Origin of the sequence: Lactococcus sp. S-13 (assembly GCF_004210295.1) — a bacterium.
Taxonomy (GTDB): domain Bacteria; phylum Bacillota; class Bacilli; order Lactobacillales; family Streptococcaceae; genus Lactococcus.
On the sequence record NZ_SDAK01000001.1, the window covers coordinates 394,556 to 415,130 of the forward strand.

The 20,575-nt window shown below is 41.6% G+C and carries 15 protein-coding genes and 1 riboswitch; of the genes, 3 read left to right on the forward strand and 12 right to left on the reverse strand.

The annotated features are described in order from the left end of the window. Positions 1-12 precede the first annotated feature (12 nt). The 3 genes from EQJ87_RS02000 (at position 13) to EQJ87_RS02010 (ending at position 2,706) form a co-directional block, all read left to right on the forward strand. Entirely contained in the window at positions 13-1,374 is a 1,362-nt protein-coding gene (locus tag EQJ87_RS02000; RefSeq protein ID WP_130123103.1) for an HD domain-containing protein, read from the forward strand. A gap of 47 nt (positions 1,375-1,421) precedes the next feature. Beyond that, complete coding sequence (gene yidA / locus EQJ87_RS02005; protein WP_130123104.1) at positions 1,422-2,237, forward strand: sugar-phosphatase; 816 nt, start codon at positions 1,422-1,424, stop codon at positions 2,235-2,237. A gap of 100 nt (positions 2,238-2,337) precedes the next feature. Further along, complete coding sequence (locus tag EQJ87_RS02010) at positions 2,338-2,706, forward strand: iron-sulfur cluster biosynthesis family protein (protein WP_130123105.1); 369 nt, start codon at positions 2,338-2,340, stop codon at positions 2,704-2,706. Between the two features lie 39 nt (positions 2,707-2,745). On the opposite strand, the gene EQJ87_RS02015 is transcribed toward EQJ87_RS02010, so the two are convergent. The 12 genes from EQJ87_RS02015 to EQJ87_RS02070 all read right to left on the reverse strand — a co-directional run bounded on the left by EQJ87_RS02015 (position 2,746) and on the right by EQJ87_RS02070 (position 20,557). Beyond that, on the reverse strand, positions 2,746-3,519 hold the full coding sequence (locus tag EQJ87_RS02015) for a Nif3-like dinuclear metal center hexameric protein (protein ID WP_130123106.1): 774 nt from the start codon (positions 3,517-3,519) through the stop codon (positions 2,746-2,748). Next, positions 3,516-4,214 (reverse strand): tRNA (adenine(22)-N(1))-methyltransferase, encoded by a 699-nt coding sequence (locus EQJ87_RS02020; protein ID WP_130123107.1) that lies wholly within the window; start codon positions 4,212-4,214, stop codon positions 3,516-3,518. Before EQJ87_RS02020 ends, EQJ87_RS02015 begins: the two co-directional genes overlap by 4 nt. Beyond that, positions 4,207-4,863, reverse strand: a complete 657-nt coding sequence (gene nth / locus EQJ87_RS02025) for an endonuclease III (RefSeq protein WP_130123108.1) — start codon at positions 4,861-4,863, stop codon at positions 4,207-4,209. Before nth ends, EQJ87_RS02020 begins: the two co-directional genes overlap by 8 nt. Before the next feature lie 17 nt (positions 4,864-4,880). Further along, positions 4,881-5,552 carry a DnaD domain-containing protein gene (locus EQJ87_RS02030; protein WP_130123109.1) on the reverse strand — a complete coding sequence of 224 codons (672 nt, stop codon included), beginning with the start codon at positions 5,550-5,552 and terminating at the stop codon, positions 4,881-4,883. A 90-nt stretch (positions 5,553-5,642) separates the two neighbouring features. After that, positions 5,643-6,914: a dihydroorotase gene (locus tag EQJ87_RS02035; protein ID WP_130123110.1), complete on the reverse strand. Its 1,272-nt coding sequence runs from the start codon at positions 6,912-6,914 to the stop codon at positions 5,643-5,645. Positions 6,915-7,079: 165 nt separating this feature from the next. Next, a complete protein-coding gene (gene pyrE, locus EQJ87_RS02040; protein WP_130123111.1) occupies positions 7,080-7,709 on the reverse strand; it encodes an orotate phosphoribosyltransferase in 630 nt (209 codons plus the stop codon). A gap of 288 nt (positions 7,710-7,997) precedes the next feature. After that, the gene (gene mgtA, locus EQJ87_RS02045) at positions 7,998-10,730 is read right to left on the reverse strand and encodes a magnesium-translocating P-type ATPase (protein WP_130123112.1); all 2,733 of its coding nucleotides are present in this window, start codon (positions 10,728-10,730) and stop codon (positions 7,998-8,000) included. 257 nt (positions 10,731-10,987) lie between these two features. Continuing rightward, a riboswitch (M-box (ykoK) riboswitch) is annotated at positions 10,988-11,148 on the reverse strand. A gap of 74 nt (positions 11,149-11,222) precedes the next feature. Next, entirely contained in the window at positions 11,223-13,136 is a 1,914-nt protein-coding gene (locus EQJ87_RS02050; RefSeq protein ID WP_130123113.1) for an ABC-F family ATP-binding cassette domain-containing protein, read from the reverse strand. A 210-nt stretch (positions 13,137-13,346) separates the two neighbouring features. Beyond that, positions 13,347-14,066, reverse strand: a complete 720-nt coding sequence (locus tag EQJ87_RS02055; RefSeq protein WP_130123114.1) for a pilin N-terminal domain-containing protein — start codon at positions 14,064-14,066, stop codon at positions 13,347-13,349. Beyond that, a complete protein-coding gene (locus tag EQJ87_RS02060; RefSeq protein ID WP_130123115.1) occupies positions 14,063-15,334 on the reverse strand; it encodes a class C sortase in 1,272 nt (423 codons plus the stop codon). The genes EQJ87_RS02055 and EQJ87_RS02060 overlap by 4 nt, the downstream gene beginning before the upstream one ends. A gap of 23 nt (positions 15,335-15,357) precedes the next feature. Then, on the reverse strand, positions 15,358-17,037 hold the full coding sequence (locus EQJ87_RS02065; RefSeq protein WP_130123116.1) for a SpaH/EbpB family LPXTG-anchored major pilin: 1,680 nt from the start codon (positions 17,035-17,037) through the stop codon (positions 15,358-15,360). Positions 17,038-17,104: 67 nt separating this feature from the next. Then, entirely contained in the window at positions 17,105-20,557 is a 3,453-nt protein-coding gene (locus tag EQJ87_RS02070) for a beta strand repeat-containing protein (RefSeq protein ID WP_130123117.1), read from the reverse strand. Between the last annotated feature and the right edge of the window lie 18 nt (positions 20,558-20,575).

Here is a 20,575-nt window from a genome sequence, read left to right on the forward strand (position 1 = left end):
AGGAGGTTTGCTTTGGAAAAAGTCTTTCGTGACCCGGTACACGACTATATTACCGTAACAGATTCTGTAATTTCAGAATTGATTGATACGGCTGAGTTTCAGAGGTTGAGAAGAATTAAGCAACTTGGAACTTCTAGCTTTACTTTTCATGGGGCTGAGCATACCCGCTTTTCACATTGTCTGGGCGTCTACCATATCGCAAGACGGATTACTGATTATTTTAGTCTGACTTTTCCTTTGGAATGGAATCCTGACGAAAATTTATTGACTCAATGTGCTGCTCTCTTGCATGATGTCGGTCACGGAGCCTACTCGCATACTTTTGAGGGCTTATTTGATACCGATCATGAGGCGATGACAAGAGAAATTATCACTTCTTCCTATACGGAAATCAATGCCGTTTTACGTAAAGTAGCTCCTGATTTTCCTGAAAAAGTAGCCTCTGTCATCTCGCACAAATATCCTAATCCGCAGGTTGTACAGTTGATTTCCAGTCAAATTGATGCTGACCGTATGGATTATTTATTGAGGGATGCTTATTTTACAGGAGCTGTGTATGGGCAATTTGATTTGACTTGGATTTTACGCGTTATTGTCCCTACGGAAAACGGAATTGCTTTTAAATATTCAGGGATGCACGCTGTTGAAGATTATATCGTAAGCCGTTATCAGATGTATATGCAAGTTTATTTTCATGCTGCTTCACGTTCTATGGAAGTCCTTCTCCAAAAGCTTTTGGCTCGTGCAAAAGTGCTCTATATTCAAAATCCTGATTATTTTGTTTTAAATAGTCCCTGTCTCGTTCCTTTTTTTGAACAAAAAGCTAATTTGCAGAATTATTTGCGACTGGACGATGGGGTAATGAACACTTATTTTCAAGCGTGGATGAATCATCCTGATTCGATTTTATCTGATTTGGCGACGGCTTACATCAATCGTCATTTGTTAAAGTCGATTAAGTTTGATCGAGACAAGGTGGGTGCTGAACAGTTGACCGTTTTGGCAGATTTGGTGGAAGCTGCTGGTTTTGATCCAGAGTATTATACGGGGATTCACAGCAACTATGATTTACCTTATGATTTTTATCGCCCAAGCTCGGAACGCCCTCGAACTGAAATCAAAATTTTACAAAACAATGGTTCATTGACCGAATTGTCCGCAATCTCGCCGTTGATTAAAAGTTTGACGGGTACGATTCATGGAAATAGTCGCTTTTATTTTCCAAAAATAATGTTGGAAAATCCTGATTTTAGTAAGCATATTGTGAATGATAGCTTTGTTGCTGAGGTGACAACGACGACTAAGAAGACTTCTGAGCAAGACAGCCAGCAACTTTTGCTTGATGAAACCATCAATAATGAACCTCTGGTCTGAGCTATCATTTGAAAAATAAAAAAGAACATTATTAGAAAGAGAAAACTATGATTAAACTTGTTGCTATTGACCTTGACGGAACTTTACTTGACCCTAATCGTCAGATTACACAGGAGGTCAAAACAGCGGTGGCTAAGGCTAAAGCTGTCGGTGTGAAGATCGTAATTACTACTGGGCGCCCTCTACCTGGCGTGATTGATATCCTTAAAGCACTTGATTTAACTGATCAAAGCGATTATGTAATTACTTATAATGGCGCGTTGGTTCAAAGAGCAACGGGCGAAGAATTTATCAAGGAAACCTTGAGTGCAGAGGATTGGCTTGATTTAGACGCCGCAGCCCGTAAAATTGGTTTGCCAATTCACGCTATTACTCGCGAAGGAATTTATACGTCTAATCGTGATTTGGGTAAATATACGGTTCAAGAAGCTCAAATGGTTAAAATGCCACTTTATTTCCGCCAACCTGAAGAAATTGCAGCGTTAGAAATTGCCAAAGTAATGATGGTTGATGAACAAGAGGCGCTTGACGATGGGATTGCTTACTTACCTTTTGAGTTTTTTGAGCGTTATAACATGGTCAAATCAACGCCTTACTATCTTGAATTTATGAATAAAAAAGCCAGCAAGGGCTCTGCTGTTAAACATTTGGCTGAAAAACTTTACCTAGATATGGATGAGGTCATGGCAATCGGTGATGAGGAAAATGACCGTGCAATGCTTGAGGTCGTTGGAAATCCTGTTGTGATGGAAAATGGTAAGGCTGAATTGAAAAAAATCGCCAAATATATCACAAAATCTAATGCTGAATCTGGTGTTGCCCACGCTATCAATGAATGGGTTCTTAAAGATTACGAACTTTAAGAAAACAATTGTAAACATAACAGATGACCCTTTGCTTTGAAAATGTTATAATCAGGTTATAGATAAGATTGACATTTTCTTACATAAGCGGAGGTATAAAATGAAAATTACATTTGATGAAAAAACAGCTGAAAAAATCAAAGCTTTCGGCGATGTAGATTTGGTCTTTGATTTTGATCACAGTTTGAGCGAAAAGCTTGAGGCAGTGGATGCTTGCGCAGGCGGAATTTCACGTTATCGGATTGTTGCCGTGGACAAGGGGACTGTTCCTGATGTTTTTGACGCTACGATTGATTCAGAATTTGGACCGATTTACTATAAAGCTTATGGGACTTACTTCTTCCAAGATGAAATGTCCACAGTGATTAACCCTTCTTACAACTTGATTGAGTTGCGAAGCACGGCTGAATTGCTCAGTTCAAATCTCTTGATTGTTGATTTTCGAGATAAAAAAACAGTTGTCGCTTAGGCAACATTTTCTAAATGAAAAAGACCTGATGGTCTTTTTTTAAATATCATAAAAGGGGTTGGTTGCTGCTTGGCTCTCAAAAATGGTCAAACTTGGCGCAAAGTCGCGAAGTTTATTGGCCACAAGCGGAATAAATGCTTGTTCAATATAGTGGCCTGGGTCAATCCCTACAAGCCCTGCCGAGAGCATATCATGACCAACGTGGTAATAAATATCTCCAGTAAGATAGGCGTCGGCGCCTTTTTCTACGGCCTTTTCCCAAAATTTGCCGCCCGATCCTCCACAAAGAGCTAGACGAGAAATTTTTTGATTCAAATCGTGTTCATAGGTCACCAAACGCAGGTGTTTTAAACCAAAGACCTGTTTGACTTGCTCACTCAACGCTAGAAGGCTGGTTGGCGCAAGATTTCCAATCCGCCCCACTCCTTCATCGTCATCTAAAATTTCAACATCACTTAGATTGAAAAGTTGACAAAAATAATCATTTAACCCACCGTTTACTACATCAATATTGGTATGACTGGTATAGACAGCAATCCCTGCGGCAGCTAAATCAAGAACTAATTTTTGTTGCTTATCTAAGCTTGTCAACGCGCTCAATGGACGAAAAATCAGGGGATGTTTCGCGATAATTAACTCAACACCCAATGCTTTCGCTTCTTGGACGGTCTGCTCTCGAATATCCAAAGTGACCAAAACTTTGGATAAGTTTTGGTGAGGATTGCCGACTTGCAAACCGACAGGATCTCCAGCTACGGCCAATTCTTTAGGACAAAATGTTTCATATTTTGCTAACAGTTCACTAATTTTCACTGGATAGCCTCCGTAATTTCGCTGATTTGCTGGAGAATTTGCTGACGCTTTTCTTTTTGCTCTTCTGGCAAACGTTCTAAAATTTTATGTAAGGTCGTTAGTTCTTTTTGCCATTTTTGCTGGAAAACTTCTGATTTTTCTTCTGACAAGATGGGGCCAAACATGAGAGATTTTGCTGACGGAACAGAGATTTTGCTGACGGAAATTTCTGAGGGCTCTGCAACGATAATTTCGTAAAATTTTCCAGCTTCTAGCAAGATTGCTTCATTTTTAATCATAAAGTGATGATCAAAAAGCCACTGACGTAAGCTATCCTCGTGATTATTTGGTTGCAAAATCAGCCGTTTTACTGGCGCTAATTTTTCCTGACCAGCATCAAGGATTTCCGAAATCAAAATTCCACCCATGCCAGCAATCACGATGGTATCAATCTGATCCGTCAGCTCAATTGCTGCTAGACCGCTGGCTAGTCTGACTTCAATCTGCTGCTGTAAATTCATTTCATTGACCTGATTTTGAGCAATTTCAAAGGGGCCTTTGACCACTTCGCCAGCAAGAGCAAAATTAATCTGCCCGCTCTGCACCAAATAAGTCGGTAAATAAGCATGGTCAGAGCCAATATCTGCAACTCTTGCCTGAGGAGCCACAAAACCTGCGACCATTTTCAAACGTTTCGAAAGTTTAATTTCATTCATTTTTTAAGTAGTTCTTTCCAAATTTACAATAATCAAGCACAGGACAGGCTGCACATTTCGGCTTTTTTGCGGTACAGTGGTAGCGGCCAAAGAAAATCAAATGATGGTGAGCTTGGATCCATTTTTCCTCGGGAATCATTTTCATCAATTTTTCTTCCACTTCTAAAACCGTGGCTTTTTGAGCAACAATATCCAAGCGCTTGGACACTCGCTCAACGTGGGTGTCTACAGCAATCCCTGGAATTCCGTAAGCTTCTGCCAATACAACATTGGCTGTCTTGCGCCCCACTCCGGGCAAGGTTTGTAATAATTTTTTATCTCTTGGTAAGTCAGGTAAGTCATCTTTAAACTCAGTGGTCAAAAGTTGTGCCGTCCGCAAGATGTTTTTGGCCTTCGTTTTGTAGAGTCCAATTGTCCTAATCAAGTTTTCGATGGCCACAAGGTCAGCTTGAGCCATTGCTTGTGCATCTGGAAATTCAGCGAACAAGGCAGGTGTCGCTTTGTTGACCCCTTTATCTGTGGCTTGCGCGGATAAAATCGTGGCCACGAGCAGCTGAAAAGGCGTTTCCCAATTGAGTTCGCCATGGGCTTGGGGAAACATTTCTTCAATAATTGTTAAAACTTCAAGATATTTTTTCTTACTTAACATAATTTTTATTCTGTTATCTAGCTATTCCAAGGGCCGTCTAAAGGGATATAGAAATCTTGTTGAGGCTGATTTTTCTTAGCTTCTTGTCGTTCTGATTGCCGTTCTTCAACAGCTTGGAGCGATTGAATCCCTTCATTTTTCCAATTGCGTAAGATGGCTTTGATATAATTAAGTGAAACCTTTCGATTGAGCACAGCTTCCCGGAGAGCCTGTTTGATAAGATTCATTTCATAATGATCTTCAAAAAGCCACGCACGTAGCTCTTCAAGTTGCACAGGTGAAATCATCCCCATTTCCGCTTCAAAAATGCTGACAAGCTCTTTGAGTTGCCCTTCACCTTCTTGATTTTTTTCTTCTGAAAGTGGCTGACTTTGCTGAGTTGAATGTGTCAATTCATCTAAGCGTTTGAACACAGGGCTGATGTCAAAAAAGGTTTCTGTTTCTCCGTCAATCTCAATCAACGTTACCTTCATTGCCCCAAATTTTGCCAAATGATCAATTGCTTGGTTGACTTCAGTTAGATTTTTTCCTGTCCGTGTCGCAATTTCACTTGGTGCAATTTCTCGATTTTCAAAAAAATAAAGCCACACTAAAAAATCAAAAGCCGAGGGAAAAAGTTGGCTAAAATGCGCCAAAATTAAACTGGGCAAAACCAAATGTCCTTTGCTATATTCATCGTAATAATCCATAAACCCATTATAACAAATCCACCGCAATTTTGCTGTGGAAAATTGTCTAAACTTGCTCCTCAAGACAACAAAAAAGCGCCGTAGCGCCTTTTATTTTTGTGTGTAGACAATTTTTCCATTGCAAATCGTGTATTTGACTTGACCGCGTACTTTTTGATTGATAAAAGGCGAATTTGTCGCTTTAGAATCAAATGTCTCTGCCACTTGATAATCATTTTCGCTATCAAATAAAACAATGTCCGCAGGACCATTTTCAGCCAAATAACCCGCATCAAACTGATAAAGATCCGCTGGATTAGTCGTCATTTTTTGCAATAACTCCATCAAAGTCAGATGTTTGGGTGCGACCAGATGCGTCAAACCAAGTTGTAATGAGGTTTCCAAACCAATCATTCCAGAAGGAGCTTGTTGGAGAGCGACAGCCTTTTCTTCATGAGTATGTGGGGCATGATCGGTTGCGATGATATCAATCGTTCCGTCTTGAAGTCCCAAAATGATTTTCTCAATATCTGTTTGCCGGCGTAAAGGCGGATTGAGTTTGGCGTTTGTCCCTTGCTCTAATACGGCTTGTTCAGTGATTGAAAAATGCTGAGGAGTTACTTCTCCAGTAATTTTCGCTCCCAATTTTTTAGCAAAGCGGACAAGTTCGACTGATTCGCCCGCTGACAAATGTTGCAAATGCAAACGCGCGCCTGTTTCATAAGCAATCATAGCATCTCGCGCAAGCATACTGTACTCTGATACAGTTGGCGCGCCTGTAAAGCCACATTGATGCGCCACTTCACCATCATTAACACCCAAAGTGCCGATAAGATTAGGATCCTCTTCATGAATCGATAAGAGACTATTGGTTTTTAGAGCTTTTTGCAGCGCTTGCCGCAAAACTCCAGCATTTGTCAAGGGAATCCCATCATCAGAAAATCCTACCGCCCCTGCTTCCAAAAGGGCTTCAAAGTCAGTCAAATTGCTCCCGTCAAACGCCTGAGTAATTGAACCCACCGCCTTGATGTGAATCGCCTCTTTTTGAGCTAACGCCAACGTTTCTTTAAGCACACCAGCTTCTGACAGGATTGGTTGAGTGTTGGCCATCATCACCACCGTAGTAAAACCGCCTGCTGCTGCTGCTTTGGCCCCTGTATGAATCGTTTCTTTGTGTGTCTGCCCAGGTTCACGGAAATGGACGTGGACATCAATCAAGCCCGGTGCTACAACTAATCCTGTTGCATCAATCACCTCAGCTTTTGGCGCCGTCAAATTTGGACCAATTTTGACAATTTTATCTCCTTCAACCAGCAAATCAGCGATTTGATCATAAGCTGATTTGGGGTCAATGATGCGACCATTTTTGATTAGTAAGCTCATTTATTCTCCTTAAAAGCACTGACGGTTTTTTTTATTGCCCACTTCACTGACATCACGCCTTTTACAAATCCGTCAGTAAATTCTCTTCCGAAATTGATTTTCGTCAGCAATTTCTCTGGGAAATTAGATTTCCGTCAGCAAATTTTCTTCTCTAATTCTATTTTTTTAATCTTGCCAAGTGTCTTGGTTGGCTTTAAATTTCTTGAGCAACTCCAGCTCATCTGCCGTTACATAGCCGGTCTCTTGAGCGTGTTCAATGAGTTCAGAATAAGTTGTCAATGTTGCCAATTTGACTCCTGCGTCAGCAAATTTTGTCGTCGCCTTCTCCAACTCATAAGTAAAGATAGCCACTACACCAAGCACATCAGCACCCTCGCGCTCTGCCGCCGCAACAGCTTCCAGCACTGAGCCTCCAGTGGAAATTAAATCTTCAACAACCACCATTTTTTGCCCCTTGCTCACGCGACCTTCGACTTGATTGCCTGCCCCATGATCCTTAGGTTTGCTGCGAATATAAGCAAAAGGTAATTTCAGATAATCCGCAATAATTGCCCCATGCGGAATTCCCGCTGTTGCTGTTCCCGCAATGACTTCTACCTCTGGAAATTCTTTTTGGATTAAATCCGCAAAACCACGCTCAATCTGTGTGCGCACCTCTGGATAAGCCAAAGTCACTCGATTATCTGTATAAATCGGCGATTTAATCCCCGAAGCCCAAGTAAATGGCGCACTTGGCGAAAGACTAACCGCCTTGATTTCCAACAAATCCGCTGCAATTGCTTTTGATAATGACATATTTTCCTCCTTGACTTTGACCAAATGATCAGCAACAAAAAACACTTGCCAGAAATTCTAGCAAGCGTCAAAAATACTCAAAATTATTTTGCAAAATCACTGACGAATCGTCAGCAACTTACAAAAGTGATTTTTCCTGATTTCAAACCTTGCTAGCCTCTCTGGACTATCCTAGCTTCTGCTAAGACAGGGACAAATGACCGTTGTCAGTTTGTACCCTAAATTAAAAGTTTCTTTCCCATCAGTTTAACAAAATTTACAAAATTTTGCAAGCCCCAAAAACCCAGCTCAAAGTAACTCCCCATATTTTAAGACAAAAATTTTCTTAAACACAGTGACAAGAATCATATACATCAGAACCGTTAAAACTAGCCACGGGAAAAAGGACAGCGGTAAAGCCATTAACCCCATTGAACTCCCAAAACTTGTAAATGGAATAATCGTAAGCCCAATAATTCCCATAAAAGTCAAGAAAGTCAAGGGAGTGGAAGCACGACTTTGTAAAAACGGAATTTTAGGCGTACGAATCATATGAATCACTAAAGTTTGCGTCCACATTGACTCAACAAACCAGCCCGTATGAAAGAGCGCAATAAAGCCCATATATGCTGCACTTCCAGGAACAAGAGAGTTAAATGATCCAAATGCGGCTGGACAAATCACAAAGAACATTAGGAGATAAGTTGTAATATCGAACACAGAACTTGTTGGGCCAATCCATAGCATAAATTTACTTACAGAACTCGCGTCCCATTTTCTTGGAATAACTAAATATTCTTCATCGACATTGTCCCAAGGAATAGCGGTACAAGAGAAATCATAGATTAAATTAAGTAAGAGAATATGAATAGACAGCATTGGGATAAATGGTAAAAATGCACTAGCGATTAAAACTGAGAACATATTACCAAAATTAGAACTTGCTGTCATTTTTATGTACTTAATCATGTTAGCATAAGTTTTTCTTCCTTCGATGATTCCCTTCTCCAGAACCATCAAATCTTTTTCTAACAAAATCACATCAGCTGACTCTTTGGCGATATCTACAGCACTATCTACTGAAATTCCAACGTCAGAGGATTTCATTGCTGCTGCATCATTGATCCCATCTCCCATGTAACCAACACTATTACCTGAATTTCTAAGACTTGTTACGATTCTGGCTTTTTGTTGAGGGGATAACTTGGCAAAAACAGCAGCTTCTTTAGCAACTTTTGCCAGCTCATTATCATCCATACGGTCAATATCAGAACCTAAAATTGTATTATCAACTGGAAGCCCTACTTGTTTGCAAACTGAACGAGTGACTTTATCATTATCACCCGTCAAGATTTTAACTGAAACACCATATTTATTGAGTGCTTTGATTGCCTTTGCCGTAGATTCTTTTGGAGGATCAAGAAAGGTAAGATAACCCATCAGCACCATATCAGACTCATCTTGAACCGAAAACATATCAACAGGAGAAGGATTTGTTTTTTGAGCGACTAAAATCACGCGCATTCCTTCTTCATTAAGCTCATCAACTTTTTTTAAAATGTACGCTCTGAGTTCAGGAGTTAAAGAAACAACCTTGTCCCCATCTTCAACCAAAGTACAGATGTTTAACATTTCTTCAGCAGCACCTTTAGTAATCATTTGTGTTTTTGAACTCGCTCCATGAGTATTGCTTTTTACTACTACACTCATCCGCCGTCTTTCAAAATCAAAAGGAATTTCATCAACTTTTGTATATTTACTACTCAGACCACCCAGCTCAGGATTTTTATCTTGCTTGGCTTCGGCTCCTTCGATAATTGCCAAATCCATCAGATTCTTTAAGCCCGTTTGGTAGTAACTATTCAAAAATCCATGTCTTAGTACTCGCACATCCTCTTTCCCATGAATATCTAGATGACGCATGAGCACTACTTTATCTTGTGTTAATGTTCCAGTTTTATCAGTGCAGAGAATATTCATCGAACCTAGATTTTGAATAGAATTTAGGTTCTTGATGATTGTTTTTTCTTTTGACATTGTGACTGCACCTTTTGCTAGGCAAGTTGTCACAATCATTGGTAGCATTTCTGGTGTCAAGCCAACAGCAACTGCTAAAGCAAATAATACAGCTTCCATCCAGTCACCTTTAGTAAAACCATTGATCAATAAAACAAAAGGAACCATAACTAACATAAAGCGAATAAGAACCCATGAAACTGAGTTAACGCCTTTTTCAAAAGTTGTTTGAGTTGAGTCTTCGGTTACAGTTTTTGCCATTTCACCAAAAATGGTCGCATCACCAGTAGCAATGACTACTCCATAAGCACTACCAGAAATGACATTTGAGCCCATGAAGGCAAGGTTTACTGATTCTGTGATTGAATCATTCTTTTCATCTGTTGCCCAATCTAATTTTTCGACTGGTTCACTTTCACCAGTTAAAGAGGCTTGGCTGATAAATAAATCTTTTGCTTGAATAATCCTAAGGTCAGCTGGAACCATATCTCCAGCTGATAGATGGATAATATCGCCTACGAGAACTTCTTCAATAGGAATCTCTTGACTTCCTGATTCCAAGCGATGAACATTTGTCGTCGTCGTAATCATTTTTAAAAGATTCTCAGCAGCATTTCCACTTCTTGTCTCTTGAACGAATCGCAGCATTCCTGAAATTAAAACCATAGCAGTAATGATGATGAGCCCTTGGGGATTTTTCTCCCCAGGAGCAGCTAAGATAATATCAGTAAAAGCCGAAACTAATGCTAAGACAAACAATATAACAGTAAAAGGATTGATGAATGCTTGATAAAGTCGTTTTATGAGTGATGTTTTTTTACCATGAGTAATCGTGTTATCTCCATATTGCTCACGAGCAATTTCAACCTGTTCGTCACTTAATCCTTTATTCGATGTTTTAAATTCTTGAAATAGTTCTTCTTTTGTAGACATTTTTGCAAATTCTAATCTTGCATTTATTTCATTGTTATCTACAAATGTTGTAGCTCTTTTTGTGTTTTCGAGTGTTTTTCTAAGTTTTTTCATTGGTCTGTACCTCATATTCTATAATATTTCTGCGTGTACAGTCCCAAACGTTAGGCACTTTAAAGAAGGTGATAAAAACGGAAAATTGTTCTTATCACGTTAATTATCGGGGGCCTATCAGGCTCGGGACTATTAATACTCTGGGATTCCATTTCCGTTTCCACCTCCTTTTTTAAATACAAAAAACCTTGCCTACAAAACTTGAACGTAGGCAAGGGAATAATTCCAAAAAAGATACCACTACTATAGAGCGAATCAGTTACAAGCTATCGTTCAAGCTTTAGCTCCGCAGGGCAATGTTGTTGCACTATTTCATGCCTTGTTTTTCGACATGAACTGTTGGCCCTCTCATCGTGTCTCCACGACTCTGCGGCAGCAACCCGTATCCCTGCGGTAGCCTCACCTACCGACAGTTATGCCATAGACATAACTATTTTTATTATAGCTATTATCTCTTTCTTTGTCAATCTTTATTATTTTATTGAGCCCTTGCTACCCTTCCAAATTTTCCAATTCTTCCATAGCAAGTAGCAAAGCCATTTCGATGTCCTCTTTTTCGGCACTGAGCTCGTCGATTTCTGCTTGCAGAGCGCCCAGTTTTACAAAATCTTCTGGATTTTCATGCATTTCCGCTATCAAATCAGAAATTTTTTGCTCGATTTCTGACAATTGAGTTTCGCAGGAAGCCACTTCCCGTTCTACCTTACGTCGTAATTTTTGCGCTTCCTTCTGTGCTGAAAAATCTTGTTGAGCGACCGTTTCGATCGTTTTCACCTCATTTTCAGATGAAGCCTCCATTGCATTTTCTTCTTTTTTCTCCAAATAATAATCATAATCACCCAGAAAAACTTGACTCCCTTGCGCTGAAATTTCCAAAACCTTTGTCGCCACACGATTGATAAAATATCGGTCATGAGAAACGAACAAAATCGTTCCAGCAAACTCAATCAACGCATTTTCCAAAACTTCCCGCGAATCAATATCCAAATGATTTGTTGGCTCATCTAAAACCAAGAAATTGTCGTGATCCATGGCCAACTTTGCAAGTAAAAGCCGTGCTTTCTCACCACCCGAAAGCATCCCAACCGTCTTTTTCACATCATCACCGCTGAAGAGAAAAGCACCCAACATATTACGAATTTCCACCTCATTAAGCAGACGATGTTCGTTCCACAACTCATCCAGAACTGTGTTAGAGGGAGTCAAGCGTCCCTGCTCCTGATCATAATAACCAACGGTGACATTCGCGCCTAACTTAGCCTCACCCGCCAAGAAAGGAAGCTGACCAACAATCGATTTAATCAACGTTGTCTTACCAATCCCGTTCGGACCAACAATCGCTAACGCCTCACCTTTACGTTCATCAATATTAATCGGGGCAGCAAGCATCTTATCTTCATAACCAACTGCAGCATCCGTCACCGTCAACACGACATTTCCTGATGTTTTCTCTGGAGTAAAAGTCACATGGGCCGACTTCTCATCACTTGTTGGAGCGTCCAAGCGTGCCATTTTTTCTAATTTCTTACGTCGCGATTGGGCCATTTTTGTGGTTGATGCTCGTACCAAATTTCGGGCTACATAATCTTCTAATTTAGCAATTTCTTTCTGTTGCTTTTCAAAATTCTTCATTTCGAGTAGCAATTTTTGTTCTCGCAGCTCTACATAACGTGAATAATTTCCTGAAAAACGTGTCAATTCACCACGTGATAATTCCAAAACTTCATTGACTACTTTATCCAAAAAATAGCGGTCATGACTAACAATTAACAAACTTCCATCATAGTTTTTCAGGTAATTTTCCAACCAAGCCAACGTTTCGATGTCCAAATGGTTCGTTGGTTCATCCAAAATCAAAAGTTGTGGTTTTTCCAAAAGCATTTTCGCTAAAGCAAGTCGTGTTTTTTGACCACCCGATAAGCTAGAAATCTCCCGCTCCCACATGGTTTGGTCAAAACGAAAACCATTCAAGACTGAGCGAATTTCAGCTTCATAAGTAAAACCATTTTGCGCACGAAAACGTTCTGATAAAGCATCATAGCGTTCCATAAGAGCCGATAAGTCATCGCCAGTCAATTCTCCCATTTGCTCTTCCATTTGGCGCAACTGCTTTTCCAATTGGCGCAAACTCTCAAAAACAGTCAGCATTTCAGCAAAAATCGTCCGCTCTGAACGAAGCCCCGTATCCTGAGCCAAATAATTCATCGTCAATTCTTTAATTTTAGAAATTGTTCCTTGACTTGCTTCTTCAACCCCCGCAATAATTTTAAGCAAGGTTGATTTTCCCGCACCATTTCGTCCAACCAAAGCCATCCGTGAATGGTCTTGCAAACTAAAATTGATATTTTCAAATAAAACATCGCTCCCAAATGTTCGTGCGATTCCATTTCCTTGCAGTAAAATCATGTTTCCTAATCCTTTTATAAAAGCTGAAGCTTTCACTTCATCTTTATTTTTCTTTACTCTTTATTGCCTGACTTTAGCAGACGCGTATCCCTTCATTATACCATTTCAAGTCCGTTTTTTGTGATTTTCATTATTTATGTTGCTTTAAAAAAGAGAGCATCTGCTCTCCACTCAAATTAAAACCACTGCCTTAAAAACTTTCTCACGATTTCATCTTTTCCATTTCTTTACCAATAAAATATCGCCCAACAAAAGTAAAGCACCTCCTAAAGCAATCAGTAGTGAAAATTTCACTCCTGTTTTTGGAAGATATTTTTGAAAAACATTCAATTTTTTCGTCTCTTTTCTCCCCGTCTTCTGTGAAATTCCTCTTTTTTCAAAGGCTTCAAATTCTGCTGGATCTACGCTCGATTTGGGATACAGATAAACAGTATCTTTAGTCTCTATACCTGTGGAGTCAGGCAAGGGCAACCTCACCACAACGGGAGGCGAAGCTTGTGAAAGTTTGAGCATCGGATTTGGCTGCTCACTAATCAAATAGTCACCATCCAGTAACATCATGGTCGCCATACCGTTTTTATCAGTGACTAATTCTTGTGGGCTTCCAACTAAACGATAAGTCGAAGGATTGAGATTTTCCGTCGCTACATCACGAGCTGCTCCTGTTGGGACAAACTGCTGTACAATATAATGAATTCCAGCTATCGGCGACAATTGATTGCCTAGATTATCAATTGGAAGATTATTGATTTTCTGCCCATCATCAGTTGTTTGTGAGGGGATAAAGCCCGTTGCACCAGCAGTCAATCCATATTTGACGATGACTAGCTGTTGGGTATGTACCTCTTCAGCTAAACTATTTTTTGTAAACACAACATTTCCCAGAAAAAGGAGTAAAATCATCCAGCTATATTTCATTTTGTGCATCATGATTGCTCCTTTCCTTTTCTGAGGGGAATGCTCTTGAGATAACGGAGGTGGGCAAGAGCTTTTGTGGATTTTAGACAATATTGTTGCGCTTTTCTTGCGGTTGGGTGCGGTCCAATAATCAACTCATGTTCTTTATCCACGAAATTTGAATTTTTTACTTTTGACAGATATTTTTCCCAGTTTTCACTTTTATTTTTAAAAATCCAACGTGACAGCTCTTTATGTTTTCTCAAACGATAAACGTTCAGGTAAAGGGGCTGATCAGGATATATTTTTTCTGCCTGTGCAATAGCGACTGATTTGCTTGTGACCAAGTAGAAACCCGCTCCAAAATCTCCTCTCAAACTGTCATGGGCTAGTGTTGGTTTTTCTAATTTTTCCAAACTAACTTGGTAAAGGGGGCGCTTGTTGGCGAAAAGCCAATAGAGGACAATGAGCAACCCTAAAAGCGCTAATACTCCAGATGCTAGCATGACCCAGAAATTATAGCCAAATGAGTTTCTGTTGATTGCTTCACTAGGTAGCTTTTGGTTATAGGGAACACGCTCCCCTGTGACCAAGAGGCGTTTATTATTTATCCCTGTCGGATAGCAAGTGACAAGCGTCACCAGATCTTTACCTTTGATCACGTTGAGCGACGAAATATCTTTGGGATCCACTACTTTGATATTATCAATCTTGTATTTTAAGTCTAAATCGAGAACACTCAAATAGAAAACATCACCAAGTTTAAGTTTATCGAGTTCTGTAAAGAGCGTATTATTTACTCGACCAGAGTGGGCCGGTAGGACGGCGTGCGTATTTATCCCACCGATGGGGAGGCTGGTTTGTGGGATGTGACCGACACCTGCAAAAAGAATCTTTTCAGAATCTCCGTGATAAATAGGAACATTCCGGACATTGATTTGTGGAATCGCGATATAACCCATCATCCCACTCTCATCGAGGGATAGCTGCTTGTTATAATCAGGGAGAGCCTTCTTGAAGGCAACACCTTGACTAACAGCATAGATATATTCATTGTATAATCTTGCGCTAGCCAAGAGTTCATGCTCTTTTTGGGCGGGAATTTTACTGACTTGTGCGCGATAGTTTTGAATGGTTGTAAGATTTTGCTGAGCCACCATGAAATTTACCACGATTGGATAAAAAAGCAACCCTAGAGCAATAATTGCTAGCAGAATACTTAGAGCATTGCGCAGGATAAGACGGCGTTTTTTCTTTGGCCTCTGCTGTTTTTGAGAGGCCTTGTGTTGAATAAATTTCATAATAATCCTCTCAAAATGAAGCCCTAGTAGCTGGCTTCTTCATCGGTCGTTTGGTGACGACGAATCAAGAACGCTGCTGTTCCGATCATGCCTGATAGTACAAGAATTCCCAAAATTCCTTGCCCACCAGTGAAGGGTAAATCCAGTGTCCGATTATTGTCAATTGTGACGTTTGACAAAGGAGAGCTACCTGTTGAGACAGTCAACTGAGTGGCTGATGCGCTACCACTTGGTAGCTGATATCCTGTGGGTGCCTTGGTTTCAACTGCCCAGTAAGTCACTCCGTCTGTGGTTGCTGTGCCGTCTCCTGTGGTCCCAACAGGTAAACTCAAGCCTTCAAAGGTCGTCATGCCTGTACTAGCTGTAGTGTGATTGGCTGCTGTGCTATCGACAATAGTGCCTTTGCTCGTATCACCTCCTGCTACGGCGACCGCATCAGCGGCACTAGCTGCAGCAACAATTGTAAATTCTGCTCCTGCAAGTGGTGTTTTTGTCGAAGCATCTTCTTTGATTAATTGTCCACCAGCGACATTGATCGTTTCTTTAGTCGTTGACGTGTCAGTGTTATCTAGAGTTGTTCCGTAGGCATTGGTCACCGTTGTGGTATAGGTGGAGTTGACCGTTCCGACAAAATCCGAGTCAACGGTAGTTGGGACGGTCACTTTCAGTTGGGTATTTGCCGCTGTAGCATCGCCATCTGTTGTCAATGCTGCCGCCTTAGCAATCCCTGCAGGAGTTAGTGTAATCGTCACAACTGATGGCGAGCCAGAGCCACCTGTCACTGTAGTCGTGTAGTCTGTCCCTGACGTCAAGCCATCAATCGTGATTCCACTGCTGCTTACAGTGACACCTTTGTCGATATTTTCTGTGATGATGTATTTGGCAGTTGAATTTGCTGCACCATTGGCAATGGCTTCGGTAGTCATCATCGAGGCATCGAAGGTTGGGGTTAAAATCATGTCTACTTGCTTTCCTTCGGCAGCTGTTGTCGTTTCATTATTGGGCGACCAATCGGCATTTGTGGCACCATTTTTTACAGGAATGGCAGAGCCATCAATGGGATTAGTGTCGTGATTAACCTCCGTTCCTGTATTATTATTTGCCGTGGTCAAGCTAAGTTTAGGATAAACTTTGGTCGTATTGCCATTGACGACTTGGACAATGAAATCAGCAATCGGCGTAATCCCGCCAACAAGTGTTGTTTCGTGGATCAGATAATAGCCATCAGGGAGACTCGTTGCGGTAGCAATGCCTGTACTGTCAGTAGTTATCGTCGTGTCACCATTGGGTCCAGTTTGGTAAGTCGAGCTGTCAGTCGCTGACATATCCCCTGGCGTTTTCCCATCAGCTGCAACGATGGATTGGACATGGAAGGAGACATTCGCCATCCCATAGACACCACCGACAGCATCGGGGGTGGCTGCTCCACCAACATTGGTATTGCCCGTCCCATCACCTGCTACACCTGATGTATCTAAGCTCGCTTGGTCCGAACCATCATTGGTCGTCCCTGGATAATTGGTCACATTGCCAGAAGTATCTTTACTGGGCGCTGCTTGTTGGGCATCAATGACGATAGAGCCTGTTCCTGTGCCCGTAATATCCGCCAAGACCAACGGTGCGCTAAAGCCTGTAAAGGTCGTGGCAGAGATTAATAAAATACTTGCGATATTGAACTTTTTATGGAGTCGTTTTAAGGTCATTTCTGTTCGCCTACCTTTCCTGTAAGTATTGCTGGTAACACTATCGAATCAAAAGAAGTTATGAAAATTACTGATCCTCCTTTCTGCTTCGCCATGCCAGTCCTGAAAGTGACAAGAAGCCACAGAGTGTGGCAAGCGCTAAAAGCGTACTCAAACCAAGACCCCCTGCATGTGGTAGTTCAAAATATATGACCTCAAGCTGGGTGAAGGTACTGACAGTATTTGCAGCGCGCTCGTCACTCGTCAGCGTCGTTAAATATTCACTGACAGAGCTGTCAGTATGGGTCGTCAGCCAATTTTGATAAGCGAGTTGTCCCGTACCAGTGAGCGCAGTGTAATGTTCGGTGTAAGTCCCTGCGCTCAGAGTATTCGCTGGTAAGGTATCCGTAGATAAGCCTTGCCAGACCGTCTGGTTATTTTTGTCCGTAATGCTGACGAGAACGACATTTCCATTGACAGTATTTTTATTGCTGTCATTATCTTGTCCGTCAGCATCAAAGGCACTGATTAGATCGCTTTCTGGCTGATAGTCGAGGATTTTAGAAATTGTGTGCTGGCTGTTACTGCTCAGGGCTGTGTCATCAGTTACTGTAAGAAGCGTGGTGCTACTGACCGTTTGGTCAGCATTTTCGTCAGCTGACAATGTCGCTAGATAATCACTGACGGAGCCGTCAGCATGGGTCAGCAGCCATTTTTGATACGCGGTATAGCCTGCGCCATTGAGGGCGGTGTAGGTCACGGTGTAAGTGCCTGTTTTACTGCTAACATTTGCTGCGTCAATAACATTTCCTGAGCTATCAGTAATCTTGACTTGGACAGGTCCATTAACCGTTGAAAAAGCATTGTCTGCATTGGTTCCGTCACGATCAAGCCCTGCGGTCAAATCACTGACAGGATTGTAAGTTGTTCCAACTGTAATCTCATCTTCTGCTTTACTTATCAGCTGCGTTTGGTCAAGCGCAACTTCCATAGCAATGACAGGATCAGAGCTTGTCACATTAGGGTGTGCTGCAAGCAAATCTGACCAAGTCGCATAATGAGTCAACGTGTTGTAAGCTTTTGTGGCCGTTTTGCTACTGACAGTGTCGTCAGTATAGCTGTAACCTCCAGTCAGATAATAAGTTTTACCTGAGCCATTGACATTGGTCAATCCTTGTACTGTGGCATTAAGTGCTATCGTGGCTGATGAAGTTTCGTCAGCTAAAGGACTTCCAGCCAGTTGGTTAGAGATAACATCCCCTTGATTAGCAAAATATCCTCTGCTTGGACTACCACTTTCACCAAAATTTGGATCATCAGTCAGCGGATTTCCAGATGAATCAACTGCTAACGTCGTCCAAATCAGGTTAGTGCTGTTAGGCAAAACCTGCGTGCTGAACGTATTTCCACCAGCCTGATAAGTGTTGGTGCTGCTGTTAGTGAGATAATAAGTCAGGGGATCAGCCGACATGCTTACATTGGTAGCGTTCCCAGAGCTCTCAAAGGTCTGACCTGTACTGCTTCCATTTTTAATTGCTGTTGTAGTCGTTCCTGCCTTGTCCGTTGCACTCGTTGCTACTTCATAAGGGCTTCCTGAATAACTTCCCAGCGCTGTTTGCGTGACAGGATTAGTCAATTGCCAGCCCAAGTTATTGCTGAGCACTGAAGCCGCAAATGGATTGGCCGTTGCTGTTGGTGCAGTCGTCCAAATTGGTAAATTTGGATTTGGATTAGCAATGCTACTATCTGTGCCCCCTGTTTCAGCACTGCTCCCTAGCAAGCTGGTTGTTGCTGGATTGCCAAAAGGAATCAAGGCCCCTGCGTTGCCATTGGTACCGGGTGTATTCGTCGCCCAATTGTAGGTGAATGTTGCTGTTTGCGTCAGTGGAGTTAAGGTCACTTGGTAATTGTAAGCTGTACCAGTGCTATCTATATTATATTCATTAGGATGAGCAGCTAGGAAAGCGGATAACGTTGCCGCCGTTGTGCTCCCTGTAACCCCTGCATCAGTCGATCCGTCATAAGCAGCATTAGTAGATTTGATAGCTGAAATATAATAACCAGCTGGCACTTTAGCCGTCAAATCCGAGCTCAGACTGCTTGGCATGGCACTATCAGTCGTGACCGAAGTGTAAGTCTGGGCTGTGACTGCTGTCGCACTTCCTGTAAAATTAAAAGTAGAGCTGTCATTCGTATTTGGACTATAATAAACATTAATAGCATTTGGATTAGTCGATCCGCTCGTGTAGTTTTGGACTTGAACAGGGGAACTAATCGTACTTATCGTATAGCCTCGAACAGTTGGTGCCGTATAATCGTAAGTATCAGCGGCATTTGGACTAGTTGCCACCACGCCAATAGTATCGTAGATATTGGCCTTAATCGTAGAAAGCGGCATACTAGCTATGGCTTGATTGGTAATGGCATTGATGTAATTGACATTGACCGTCGACGTCCCTTTTACTAAGGTTCCTGTGGAACTATTCAAACTAACAGATAGATTACCGTAGTTACCTCCAGTTCCTCCCAAGAATCCAAAGGTTATGGCATCTTGCAAATTGAGGTGAGTCGTTATCGTTTTTGTTGCATTTCCTGAATTTTGCGGAGTTAAGGTAAAACTCAATGTCCCAGAGATCAAACCAGCCGGCGCTGTATTTGTAGCATCAGGAGTCCACGAAATAGAGATAGCCTCTGTTACCTGTGAGGGTGTCCCTGTTTTGATTCCTAAAGTGTAAGTATCGTCAGGCGCATCCATGTAGGCCGTACCGTTCGTTGTATTTTGGTTCCCTGTACCAGTCGCACTAGATCCCAGTGAAGAATAGTCCGCACCTTGTAGAGCACCTGTACTGTTTGTATTTCGAATCGCAATAACAGAACCACCACCTGCCACCCAGCCATTTGAAGTTGTTCCGTCAACATCCGCAGGATTGGAAATGTTAGAGTATAAGTCACGTCCAATAAATACAGAGTTTGCTAAGCCATTGATTCCGAGGTTTGCTCCAGTAGCTGTTTTGACATTTGTTGCCAACTGGCTAGAGCTAGCTGGTGTTAGGACAAATCCTAAAGCATCCCCTGTATTATGCCAGTTTCCGAGTGTACCGTCATCGATCTTGATTTGAGCAGACATTGAAAATGCTTGTGAAGTATCAACAGCTCCATTAAAAGTCGCATAACCTACTGTACTTGCTGTATCATTGACTAGGTCAAACCAATTTCCATTCGTCACGGTATGGCCATCTGTAGAACCTGTTGTATAATTACTGGTTTGATTGACTTGACCGTTCGAGGAAGTATGGTTGCCTGTATCATAAGCCTGCCCTGGAACTAAGGTGGCAGATGAGGTCGTTGCTGCTCTGACCGTTAGCATTCCGTCATCTCCCATGAAGGGGAGAGCTACGGGACTGATAGCACCCACAAAGAGAGCTAACGTCATACCCAGATAGAGCCACGTCTTACCTTTTTTCCACGCTCTAAAATGAGTCACTTTTTTTTCATGAATCGAATGATAAAATAAAGCACCTTTGTGTTGCAATAGACTCATCCTATACAGTCCCCTCTC